Raw genomic sequence first — 11,892 nt, forward strand, 5'->3', positions numbered from 1 at the left:
CACAAATCCAATGTGGGAGCGAGCTTGCTCGCGAAGGGGCCATCTGTAACAGCAAAAACCTCGCAGACACTCTCTTCTCGTGGATTGACGGCTTGTACCTATAAGTCCAATATGGATTTCCAAGTACAAAAAAGTTTCAGTCTTGCCGCTCGTAGCTCCCCGCTAGCAGCTGCTCTTCTTCATCTTGCCAAACCAACAACAACCCCGCGAGAGAACGAACATGAAGAAACTACCCCTCATCACCGGTCTGGCCCTCAGCCTGTTGTCCTGCGCCAGCGTGTTCGCCGCCGAGCAAACCCTGCGCATCGGCATCGAAGCCGCTTACCCGCCATTCGCCTCGAAAACCGACAAAGGCGAAATCGTCGGTTTCGACTATGACATCGGCAATGCCCTATGCGCGCAAATGAAGGTCAAGTGTGTGTGGGTCGAAGGTGAGTTCGACGGTCTGATTCCTTCGCTGAAAGTGAAGAAAATCGACATGGCGCTGTCCTCGATGACCATCAACGAAGACCGCAAGAAGTCGGTGGATTTCACCCATAAGTACTACTTCACCTCGTCGCGCCTAGTGATGAAGGAAGGCGCCACGGTCGACGATCAATACGCCAGCCTCAAGGGCAAGAACGTCGGCGTGCAGCGCGCGACCACCACCGATCGTTATGCCACCGAGGTGTTCGAGCCGAAGGGCACTAACGTCAAGCGCTACAGCAACAACGAAGAAATCTACATGGACCTGGCAGCGGGGCGGCTCGATGCGATTTTTGCCGACACCATTCCGCTGAATGACTTTTTGTCGATGCCGCGTGGCAAGGGTTATGCGTTTGTCGGGCCTGAGTTGAAGGATCCGAAGTACGTGGGCGAGGGCGCAGGGATTGCAGTGCGCAAGGGTAATGCAGAATTGGTCAGCCAGTTGAATGGCGCCATCGATGGCATTCGCGCGAGTGGCGAGTACCAGAAGATTTCCGAGAAGTATTTCAAGTCCGACATTTACGGCGACTGATCTACCGCTTTCGCGAGCAGGCTCACTCCTACATTTGGAATGCGTTCCCCTGTAGGAGTGAGCCTGCTCGCGATGGCGTCAGAGAAATCACCGCAAATCTCTAGCCCTTCAATTCCTTCAAATGCTTGTACACCGTCGCCCGCCCCATGTTCAGCACGTTGGCCACATAGTTCGAGGCGCTCTTGCCCTTGAACGCGCCTTCGGCGTGCAGCGCCAGCACCAGTTCACGTTTGTGATCGCGGGTAAGCAGGTTCAGGCTCAGCTGCCGCTCGCGCAGCCAGGCGTGGAGGAAGGTGTTGATGCGTTCCTGCCAGTCATCGCGAAACAGTGAGTCCGGTTGCGGGATCAGTTTGCTCGGCGAGAGAAACAGGTCCAGCGCGGCCTTGGCATTCTCGAACAGCGAAATATTCAGGTTGATGCACAACACCGCCAGTGGCCGGCCTTCGCTGTCGCGCAGCACGGTGCTCAGGCTGCGAATCTTCTGGCCATCCCAATTGAGCTTTTCGTACGGGCCGATATTGCGGTCGCTGACATCCTCGCTGAGCATGTCCTCCAGTGACGAGTCGTCGCCGATCTCGCGCTTGGACAGGTTGTTGGCGATGTAGTCGACCTTTTGCGTGCGCAGGTCGTGCAGCACCACTTCGGCGTGGGGAAAGAACAGCGTGGCGATGGCGTCGGCAACAGCGCGGAAGTTATCCAGCGCCGGGTCGAATTCAGGGGCAGTCATGACAGTGGAGCTCCAGGCAGCGTCAACGCCCCCGTGATCAGGAGGCGCTGCGAGTGTGCCGCAATCCGTTGGGCGCGTCATCCGTGGACAATCAGGCGAGGCGAGCGGGGGCTAGCATGGCGCTGTCTAGCCCGAACTGCTGCAAGTGCTCGGGCAACGGCTCGCCGCGTACCAACGCCGCGCTGGCCTGGCCCATCGCCGGGGAAGTCTGAATGCCGTAACCACCCTGTGCCGCCACCCAGAACAGCCCCGGCACCTGTTGATCGAAACCGCTGAGCAAATCACCGTCGGCGACGAAGCTGCGCAGGCCGGCCCACGTACGCGTCGGACGGCGGATGGTCAGCGTGGTGGCCTCTTCGATCTGGTAGATGCCCATGGCGATGTCCAGTTCTTCCGGCTGCACATCGTGAGGCTCGACCGGGTCGGCGTTGGCGGGCGAGCCGAGAAACATGCCGGCGTCGGGCTTCATATAGAAGGATTCGTCGAGGCTGACCAGCATCGGCCAGTGATGAATGTCGACGCCTTCCGGCCCGGCGAAAATGAACGCGGCGCGGCGCTTCGGTTGCAGGCCCAGCGGTTGGGCGCCGGCCAGTGTGCCGATCTTGTCGGCCCAGGCGCCGGCGGCGTTGATGATCACTGGCGCGCTGAACGTCTGGCCGTTGGTCTGAACACTCCAGCGGCCCTCGGCATCGCGACTGAGGCCTAGCACTTCGCAATCGGTGTGCAATTCGCCGTTGTTGCGGCGAATCCCGCGCAGGTAGCCCTGATGCAAGGCGTCAGTATCGATGTCGCTGGCGCTCGGGTCATAGATCGCGCCGTGGACTTTTTCCCGACGCAGGATCGGCAGTCGCGCGCAGGCTTCGTCGGCGCTGAGCAGTTGCATCTCCGGCACGGTGGCTTTGGCGCTGAGATATTGGTTGTTGAGTTCGGCGGCATCACCGGTGAAATCCACGGTCATTTCACCGCGTGGGGTGAGCAGTGGGTGTTCGCAGAAACCGGCTGGCGGGTGGTCAAAAAACGCCCGGCTGGCCTGGGTCAGCGCGCGAACTTGTGGCGTGCCGTACGCGGCGGTAAACAGCGCGGCGGAGCGCCCGGTGGAGTGATACGCCGGGTGGGATTCACGTTCGAGCACGATCACTTTGCCGTGCGGCGACAGCCAGAAACCGGTGGATGCGCCGGCAATCCCGCCGCCGATGATGATGAAATCTGCCTGGCTCATGTAGGTCTCCTGATGCTCGAAATATGAAAATACACGCAATCCCTGTGGGAGCGAGCTTGCTCGCGAAAGCGATCTATCAGTCAACACATTCGGTGAATGTCAGACCGCATTCGCGAGCAAGCTCGCTCCCACATGGATTGCATCAGGCTTAATTCTGGTGATGGAGGAGATAAACCGCATTGGCCAGGGCGATGTCTTCCAGGCCGAGGCCAATTGAACGGAAAAACACGTGACGATCGTAATCGGGGCGCTGCACTTTCTCGCTGAGCAAGTCGGCGAGGTCGCCGACAATCGAATCCTTGCTCCAGCCATGCTGTTCACTGGCAATCAGCATCTCACCTGCCGAACCCGGCGTGGTCAGACGATAGTCGCAGAACACCTGCATGTCGTTGAGGCTCTGCGGCGGCACTTCATGGGCACGCGGGGCGTTGGTGCTGATCGAGGTGATCAGGGCTGATTTGCTTAGCGCGGCCGGATCGATCACCGGGCCGGCGGACGAGGTGCACAGCATGATCACGTCCGCCTCGACGAGGGCGGCTTCACGGCTGTCAACGATCCTCAGGTTGGGAGTGATGGCTTTCAACAGTGCCTTGGTTTGAGCGTCGGCGGACAGGCTTGGCGAATACAGGCTGATGTTCTGCCAGTCGCGCAGACCTTTCACATAATGCAGATGCGCCTGCGCAACCTTGCCACTACCGATGATTGCCAGTCGCGTGGCGTTTGTCGGAGCGAGGGTGTCGACCGCCACAGCCGTGGTCGCGGCGGTGCGCGCGGTGGTCAGTTCAGCGGCATCGCAGAGCAGCAGTGGCTGACCGGTTTTCATCGACATCAACAATGTCCAAGCCGTCACCAGTGCACCTTGTTCGCGAACGATATACGGCGAAGTTTTCACGCCGTACACGCCGTCTTCGGCCAGCACGCCCAGGTAATTGATGAAGTCGCCGGCACCTTGCGGAAATTCCACCAGTTGCTGCGCCGGTTGCACAGCGTTACCCGCCGCAAGATCACGGAACAGCTTGCGCAGGATTTGCGGCACATCAATGCGCGCCAGCAGCTCACGGGCCTGATGCTGGTCGATCACGTAGGGCGTACTGGACATATCAGGCTCCGAAAACGAAAAATAAACTTATTTGTCTATTATGGACTTTTAGTTTTCTCTCGCAAGCACCTGATGAAACACCGGGCGAAAAAAAAGCGCAGTCCGTTGCCGGCTGCGCTTTTCTTTAAACGTCGTTTACTGCGGACGCTTGCGTTCAACCGCGCGCAACAGATGCGTCGGCGGCGTTTCACAGCTGATCTTGCGACCGAGCTTCTCTTCGATGGACGGCAACTGGTAGGAGTCGTCCTCACCGGCGAAGCTGATCGACACACCGTCGGCGCCGGCACGACCGGTACGACCGATGCGGTGCACGTAGTCGTCCGGGACTTCCGGCAGGGTGAAGTTGATCACGTGGCTGATGCCGTCGATGTGGATGCCGCGACCGGCCACATCAGTGGCGACCAGTACGCGAATCTTGCCTTCGCGGAAACCCTCCAGGGTCTTGATGCGTTTGTGCTGCGGCACATCGCCGGACAGTTGCGCGGCGTTGATGCCATCGCGCACCAGGCGTTCTTCGATGCGGCGCACTTCGTCCTTGCGGTTGGCAAACACGATCACGCGTTCCCAGCCGTTATCGTTGACCAGGTTGTAGAGCAGTTTGTACTTGTCGGCACCGGCCACCGCATAGATGTGCTGCTCGACGTTTTCGTTGGCAACGTTGGTGATTTCGATTTCGACGATCGCAGGGTCAGTGGTCCACTGCTTGGCGAGGTTCATCACGTCTTCGGTGAAGGTCGCGGAGAACAGCAAGGTCTGGCGTTCGGACTTCGGTGGCGTCTGGCGAATGATCTGACGTACCTGCGGGATGAATCCCATGTCGAGCATGCGGTCGGCTTCGTCCAACACCATCACTTCGACCATGTCCAGGTGCACGTCGCCACGCTGGTTGAAGTCGAGCAGACGGCCGGGTGTGGCGACGAGGATGTCGCAGTGACGCGCTTCGAGGTGCTTGAGCTGCTTGTCAAAGTCCATGCCGCCAACAAACGTCATGACGTTGAGGCCGGTGTACTTGGTCAGGTCAGCGGCGTCCTTGGCGATTTGTACCACCAACTCACGGGTCGGCGCGATGATCAGCGCACGGGGTTCGCCCATGTAGCGTTCTTTCGGCGGCGGGGTCTGCAGCAGTTGGGTGATGATCGAGATCAGGAACGCGGCGGTTTTACCGGTGCCGGTCTGCGCACGGCCAATGGCGTCTTTGCCGGCGAGGGTGTAACCCAGCACCTGCGCCTGAATCGGCGTGCAGTACGGAAAACCCAGATCCTGGATGGCGTGCATCAGTTCTGGAGACAGCTTGAAATCGTGGAAGCGAGTTTTGCCTTCCTGTGGCTCGACGACGAAATCCTCGAGTTTCCACGGAATAACCGCTGCCTTGGGCTTCGGTTCGCGGCGCGGTCTGGCCGGTTTCGGCGCTTCGCTGCGGGCAGGTTCGGCGGCGATTGGCGCGGCCGGTGCAGGTTGTGGTTCTGCCTTCGGTGCCGCTACGTGAGCGGGGCGCTCGGCCTGTGGCGCATCGTTGCGATGACCGGGGGCGTGCGACGGCGCACTGGGAACTGGTGCGAGCTGCTCAGCCTCGCTTTTACCGAACATCTTCTTGAGTGCTTTGAGCACGGTCATCTCATCAATTGGTTAAGGAATGTACGCCGGCCAGTGTAATGCAAGAAACGGGCGCGGCGTAGTGGGAGGGATCAAAGGGCGGTTTTAATCTCGACGCTTAGCGCAAACGTTCGCTCAACCAGGCACCGATGTCGCGAATTTCCTCGGGTAACACTTCGTGCTCCATTGGGTATTCCTGCCATGTCACGGTGACACCATGCTTCACCAAATGCTCATAAGCACTGCGCCCCATCGAGTTTTGCACCACGCCATCGAACTGGCCGTGCAGGCATATCGCGGGGATCCGCTGCTGACTGGCTGACAGCTCCATCTCATCACTGAAGGTCGGCGCATATGTCGACAACGCCAGCACGCCGCCCAATGGCCCCTGCCATTTCACAAATGCAGTGTGCAACACCACCGCGCCACCTTGGGAAAACCCGGCGAGAAAAATTCGCGAGGCGTCTATTCCGCTGGCGCGCTCGTTTTCGACCAATTCGATGATGCGATCCGCCGACGCTTCCAGCTCATCACGATCGATCGCGCGCGCCGGGCTCATGGCTTTGATGTCGTACCAGCTTGGCATGGCATATCCGCCATTTATCGTCACTGGACGAGTTGGCGCCTGTGGCAACACGAAGCGCGTGCTCAGCAGGCTTTCCTGCAATGCCTCGGCCACCGGCAGGAAGTCGTAACGGTCGGCGCCGAGGCCGTGCAGCCAGATCACGCAGGCGTCTGCGGGCTTAACAGGCTGAAGAATCAAGGGCTCGGTCATGTCTGCTCCAAAAATGTGCGGGCGCTCTCATTAAGTGCGTGGTTCGAGTGCGCGTCCGGTTGATCCGTTAAGAAGATGTCGCAAGGTTACAAGTTTTGCTATTGACCTGTCGCCGAATCGATTCGGTGAGCGGTGTGGTACGGGCTTTGCTATGGCTTGAACCGTGCAACCGATCTTGCGTGGGCGGTAACACTATCAGTGTACGACCCGCGACGGGATTGCAAAGAATCCGGTGATGGATGTTCGCCAATGGCCGCTACGGGCTTAGCGAATGTGAAAGGGCTACAGCCCGTTCGGCCGATTGGTGAGAAGTGAGTTGTCCATGATGTGGATTTTCTCCTACTAGACTCATAGCGAAGGTCTTACGTCGGTTGACCCCAAAAAAAGCCAACACGGGTCAACAACGCCTCAAAAGGGTGCGACTGGACTCAAGCTCCGACACAACAAGAGCAAAACTGGAGGTTTGAATGAAGATGTTGAAATCCACTCTGGCGATCGTGACTGCAGCAACAGTTCTCGGCGTCAGCGGGTTCGCTCAGGCGGGTGCAACCCTGGATGCCGTGCAGAAGAAAGGTTTCGTGCAGTGTGGCGTGAGCGACGGTCTGCCGGGCTTCTCGGTACCGGACGCAACCGGCAAGATCCTCGGGATCGACGCTGACGTCTGCCGCGCTGTGGCCGCTGCCGTATTCGGCGACGCGACCAAGGTCAAATTCAGTCAGTTGAACGCCAAAGAGCGCTTCACCGCGCTGCAATCGGGCGAGATCGACATCCTGTCGCGCAACACCACCATGACCAGTTCGCGTGACGCGGGCATGGGCCTGAAATTCCCGGGCTTCATTACCTACTACGACGGCATCGGTTTCCTGGTGAACAACAAGCTGGGCGTGAAAAGTGCCAAAGAGCTGGACGGTGCAACCATCTGCATCCAGGCCGGTACCACCACCGAGCTGAACGTTTCCGACTACTTCCGTGGCAACGGTCTGAAATACACCCCGATCACCTTCGACACCTCCGATGAAAGCGCCAAGTCGCTGGAATCCGGTCGTTGCGACGTGCTGACCTCCGACAAGTCCCAACTGTTCGCCCAGCGCTCCAAGCTGGCCTCGCCGAAGGACTACGTGGTTCTGCCGGAAACCATTTCCAAAGAACCGCTGGGCCCGGTCGTACGTAACGGCGACGACGAGTGGCTGGCCATCGTGCGTTGGGTTGGCTACGCGCTGCTCAACACCGAAGAAGCCGGCATCACTTCGAAGAACGTTGAAGCTGAAGCCAAGTCGACCAAGAACCCGGACGTTGCCCGTATGCTCGGCGCTGACGGCGAGTACGGCAAAGACCTGAAACTGCCGAAAGACTGGGTTGTGCAGATCGTCAAACAAGTCGGCAACTACGGCGAAATCTTCGAGAAAAACCTCGGCAAGAGCACTCCGCTGGAAATCGACCGCGGCTTGAATGCCCTGTGGAACAACGGCGGCATTCAGTACGCACCACCAGTGCGCTAATGGTTCTATCGCCCGGCGGGCCAACCGCCGGGTGATGTTCTTGTTCCATTTCTTCCGGGGCACTTCATGCAAAATTCAATCGGCGCACCAAAGCAGAGGCTCAGCCTCAGCGATCCACGAGTGCGTGCGTGGCTATTCCAGATCATCACCGTTGTGGCGGTGGTCTCGCTGGGCTGGTACTTGTTCGACAACACGCAAACCAACCTTCAGCACCGGGGCATTACTTCCGGTTTCGGCTTTCTGGAGCGCAGTGCCGGATTCGGCATCGCTCAACACCTGATCGACTACACCGAAGCGGACAGCTATGCCCGCGTCTTTGTCATCGGTCTGCTCAACACCCTGTTGGTAACCGTGATCGGCGTGGTTCTAGCGACGATCCTCGGTTTCATCATCGGTGTGGCACGGCTGTCGCAGAACTGGATCATCAGCAAACTGGCGACCGTGTATGTGGAAGTGTTCCGCAACATTCCGCCGCTGCTGCAAATCCTGTTCTGGTACTTCGCGGTATTCCTGACCATGCCGGGACCGCGCAACAGCCATAACTTCGGTGACACCTTCTTCGTCAGCAGCCGTGGCCTGAACATGCCGGCCGCGTTGGCCGCTGATGGTTTCTGGGCGTTCGTGATCAGCATCGTGGTGGCCATCGTCGGCATCGTGCTGATGTGCCGCTGGGCCAACAAGCGCTTTGAAGAAACCGGCGTGCCGTTCCACAAGTTCTGGGTCGGTCTGGCGATTCTGCTGGTGATCCCGACCTTGTGCGCACTGATCTTCGGCGCTCCGCTGCACTGGGAAATGCCTGAACTCAAAGGCTTCAACTTCGTCGGCGGCTGGGTGCTGATCCCGGAACTGCTCGCCTTGACCCTGGCCCTGACCGTGTACACCGCGGCGTTCATCGCTGAGATCGTGCGCTCCGGGATCAAGTCGGTCAGCCATGGCCAGACCGAAGCGGCGCGCTCGCTCGGCCTGCGCAACGGCCCGACCCTGCGCAAGGTGATCATTCCGCAAGCCCTGCGCGTGATCATTCCGCCCCTGACCAGCCAATACCTCAATCTGGCGAAGAACTCCTCGCTGGCGGCCGGTATCGGTTACCCGGAAATGGTGTCGCTGTTCGCCGGCACCGTGCTCAACCAGACCGGTCAAGCCATCGAAGTGATTGCCATCACGATGAGCGTGTACCTGGCGATCAGTATCAGCATCTCTCTGCTGATGAACTGGTACAACAAGCGCATTGCGCTGATCGAGCGGTAAGGAAAAGCGCATGAGTACTCATACTTTCAAACCCGACATGCCCCCACCGAACAGCAGCATCGGTGTGGTGGCATGGATGCGCGCGAACATGTTCTCCAGCTGGCTCAACACCCTGCTGACCCTGTTTGCGTTCTACCTGATCTACCTGGTGGTGCCACCGATCCTCAGTTGGGCGATTGTCGATGCCAACTGGGTCGGCACCACTCGCGCCGACTGCACCAAGGAGGGCGCCTGCTGGGTGTTCATTCAGCAGCGTTTTGGCCAGTTCATGTACGGCTACTACCCGACGGAACTGCGCTGGCGCGTCGACCTGACCGTGTGGCTGGCGGTGATCGGCGCGGCGCCATTGTTCATCTCGCGTGTGCCGCGTAAAGCGATCTACGGGCTGAGCTTTCTGGTGCTGTATCCGATCATTGCCTTCACCTTGCTGCACGGCGGTTTTGGTCTGAGCAATGTGGCGACCAGCCAGTGGGGCGGCCTGATGCTGACCCTGGTTATCGCCACTGTCGGTATCGCCGGTGCGTTGCCGCTGGGGATTGTGCTGGCGCTGGGCCGTCGTTCGAACATGCCGGCGATTCGTGTGGTCTGCGTGACCTTCATCGAGTTCTGGCGCGGCGTGCCGTTGATCACTGTGCTGTTCATGTCCTCGGTGATGCTGCCGCTGTTCCTGCCTGAAGGCATGAACTTCGACAAACTGCTGCGGGCACTGATCGGCGTGATCCTGTTCCAGTCGGCCTATGTGGCCGAAGTGGTGCGTGGCGGTCTGCAAGCGATCCCTAAAGGTCAGTACGAAGCGGCCGCGGCGATGGGCCTCGGTTACTGGCGTTCGATGGGCCTGGTGATCCTGCCGCAAGCCCTGAAGCTGGTGATCCCGGGCATCGTCAACACCTTCATTGCGCTGTTCAAGGACACCAGCCTGGTGATCATCATCGGCCTGTTTGACCTGCTCAACAGCGTCAAACAAGCCGCTGCCGATCCGAAATGGCTGGGCATGGCCACCGAAGGCTACGTGTTCGCCGCCCTGGTGTTCTGGATTTTCTGTTTTGGTATGTCGCGCTATTCCATGCATCTGGAACGCAAGCTCGACACTGGCCACAAGCGTTAGGAGTCTGTAAATGAGTGAAGCAATCAAAAAGCCTGTAGGTCCTGAAGGCATTATTCAAATGCAGGGCGTCAACAAGTGGTACGGCCAGTTCCACGTGCTCAAAGACATCAACCTCAACGTCAAACAGGGCGAGCGTATCGTCCTGTGCGGCCCATCGGGTTCCGGCAAGTCGACCACCATCCGCTGCCTCAATCGTCTGGAAGAACACCAGCAGGGCCGCATCGTCGTCGACGGCGTGGAGCTGACCAACGACCTCAAGCAGATCGAAGCGATCCGCCGCGAAGTCGGCATGGTGTTCCAGCACTTCAACCTGTTCCCGCACCTGACCATTTTGCAGAACTGCACCCTGGCTCCGATGTGGGTGCGCAAGATGCCCAAGCGCAAGGCTGAGGAAATCGCCATGCATTACCTGGAGCGCGTACGCATTCCGGAGCAGGCGCACAAATTCCCGGGGCAGCTGTCCGGTGGTCAGCAACAGCGTGTGGCGATTGCCCGCGCGCTGTGCATGAAGCCGAAAATCATGCTGTTCGACGAACCGACCTCGGCGCTCGACCCGGAAATGGTGAAAGAAGTGCTCGACACCATGATCGGTCTGGCTGAAGACGGCATGACCATGCTCTGCGTGACCCACGAAATGGGCTTTGCCCGCACTGTGGCCAACCGTGTGATCTTCATGGATAAAGGTGAAATCGTTGAGCAAGCGGCGCCGAATGACTTCTTCGATAATCCGCAGAATGAGCGGACTAAGTTGTTCTTGAGTCAGATTTTGCATTGATGGTTTGTGCGTAAAAACAACCCGGCCTTGTGCCGGGTTTGTTTTTTGTGGGTCAGGAAACGGTCAGGGTTTCGTGTTCCTTGTGCACTGTGTGCGTGAAACCTCGCAGGTCTGCGCCTTCAGCCAAGGTCTGGATATCGACGAGCATGTAGGGATGACGATCCAATAAGCGCATCAGCAGCACCAATGCTTTGGGGGAAGTAACTCGCCCCGTTCGTAGCGAGAGAATGCGTTATGCCCGCCACCAGAGAGCAGTTGCACTGTCTCTTTCTGCGTCAGGTGCAATTTGCGTCGAATTCGTTTCATCTCGGCGCCGATCATTTGTCTGCCAGCGAGAACCAACTCGTCACCGGCATCACAATAACGCTCAGCACTATCGGTGTCGAAATCCCATTCCACTTCACCGCACTTCTGGCACTCCCAACCAGATAGATCGTCTACACGGCGCTCCATGCCTTTGACACTCAGGGTTTCTCCGCGACCCTGGAAATGCCTCATTCCCTCACGTGCACCGCAGCTGACACATTGCTGGGTTTTCATGGGTTTTTCTCCTTGAAGGAGATTACCGGTGGGCTGCCGCCGGGGCGATAGGTCACCTTGATGTAAATCTCCTGATCTCGTGAATTGATGTGATACACGTCTTGCCAGATTCGATGATCGTCATAAGTCGTCATCGATTTGTACAACATCCTGGTTTGTAGCTCGAAAACGATCTCTAGCATTTCGCTGAGGTTGAAGCCGAGCTTCTCAGCTGATTTAACCGAAGCTTTGGTGAAAGCTTTTTGACCTAACCGCCTCACCTCAGCCTTGATCACCGCCAATTCGTAATGGGGTGTGTTCTTTTCCATAAGAAAC

General features: G+C 58.5%; 11 protein-coding genes and 1 pseudogene. 5 read left to right on the plus strand and 7 right to left on the minus strand.

The features are described 5' to 3' along the window. Positions 1-220: 220 nt before the first annotated feature. A complete protein-coding gene (locus AB4O01_RS25410) occupies positions 221-997 on the plus strand; it encodes an ABC transporter substrate-binding protein (protein ID WP_460089936.1) in 777 nt (258 codons plus the stop codon). Positions 998-1,097: 100 nt separating this feature from the next. On the opposite strand, the gene AB4O01_RS25415 is transcribed toward AB4O01_RS25410, so the two are convergent. The 5 genes from AB4O01_RS25415 to AB4O01_RS25435 form a co-directional block, all read right to left on the minus strand. Beyond that, positions 1,098-1,724: a helix-turn-helix transcriptional regulator gene (locus AB4O01_RS25415; RefSeq protein WP_064586076.1), complete on the minus strand. Its 627-nt coding sequence runs from the start codon at positions 1,722-1,724 to the stop codon at positions 1,098-1,100. A gap of 91 nt (positions 1,725-1,815) precedes the next feature. Continuing rightward, positions 1,816-2,943 carry an NAD(P)/FAD-dependent oxidoreductase gene (locus tag AB4O01_RS25420; RefSeq protein WP_116254617.1) on the minus strand — a complete coding sequence of 376 codons (1,128 nt, stop codon included), beginning with the start codon at positions 2,941-2,943 and terminating at the stop codon, positions 1,816-1,818. A gap of 148 nt (positions 2,944-3,091) precedes the next feature. Continuing rightward, positions 3,092-4,042 (minus strand): ornithine cyclodeaminase family protein, encoded by a 951-nt coding sequence (locus tag AB4O01_RS25425; protein WP_427120504.1) that lies wholly within the window; start codon positions 4,040-4,042, stop codon positions 3,092-3,094. 135 nt (positions 4,043-4,177) lie between these two features. Further along, entirely contained in the window at positions 4,178-5,656 is a 1,479-nt protein-coding gene (rhlB, locus tag AB4O01_RS25430; RefSeq protein ID WP_460089937.1) for an ATP-dependent RNA helicase RhlB, read from the minus strand. 97 nt (positions 5,657-5,753) lie between these two features. Next, a complete protein-coding gene (locus AB4O01_RS25435) occupies positions 5,754-6,410 on the minus strand; it encodes an alpha/beta hydrolase (RefSeq protein ID WP_460089938.1) in 657 nt (218 codons plus the stop codon). A gap of 467 nt (positions 6,411-6,877) precedes the next feature. On the opposite strand from AB4O01_RS25435, the gene AB4O01_RS25440 reads away from it, so the two are divergent. The 4 genes from AB4O01_RS25440 to AB4O01_RS25455 all read left to right on the plus strand — a co-directional run bounded on the left by AB4O01_RS25440 (position 6,878) and on the right by AB4O01_RS25455 (position 11,037). Beyond that, complete coding sequence (locus AB4O01_RS25440) at positions 6,878-7,909, plus strand: amino acid ABC transporter substrate-binding protein (protein WP_007914328.1); 1,032 nt, start codon at positions 6,878-6,880, stop codon at positions 7,907-7,909. A 66-nt stretch (positions 7,910-7,975) separates the two neighbouring features. Further along, a complete protein-coding gene (locus AB4O01_RS25445) occupies positions 7,976-9,157 on the plus strand; it encodes an amino acid ABC transporter permease (RefSeq protein ID WP_099758062.1) in 1,182 nt (393 codons plus the stop codon). 10 nt (positions 9,158-9,167) lie between these two features. Beyond that, on the plus strand, positions 9,168-10,262 hold the full coding sequence (locus tag AB4O01_RS25450) for an amino acid ABC transporter permease (protein WP_093436977.1): 1,095 nt from the start codon (positions 9,168-9,170) through the stop codon (positions 10,260-10,262). Between the two features lie 10 nt (positions 10,263-10,272). Continuing rightward, complete coding sequence (locus AB4O01_RS25455) at positions 10,273-11,037, plus strand: amino acid ABC transporter ATP-binding protein (RefSeq protein WP_008080191.1); 765 nt, start codon at positions 10,273-10,275, stop codon at positions 11,035-11,037. A 52-nt stretch (positions 11,038-11,089) separates the two neighbouring features. Here AB4O01_RS25455 and AB4O01_RS25460 read toward each other — a convergent pair. Continuing rightward, positions 11,090-11,577 (minus strand): annotated as a pseudogene (locus tag AB4O01_RS25460) (type II TA system antitoxin MqsA family protein). After that, a complete protein-coding gene (locus AB4O01_RS25465; protein WP_077571229.1) occupies positions 11,574-11,885 on the minus strand; it encodes a type II toxin-antitoxin system MqsR family toxin in 312 nt (103 codons plus the stop codon). Before AB4O01_RS25465 ends, AB4O01_RS25460 begins: the two are co-directional and overlap by 4 nt. Positions 11,886-11,892 lie beyond the last annotated feature (7 nt).

It is taken from the genome of Pseudomonas sp. S2_E02, from assembly GCF_054668355.1.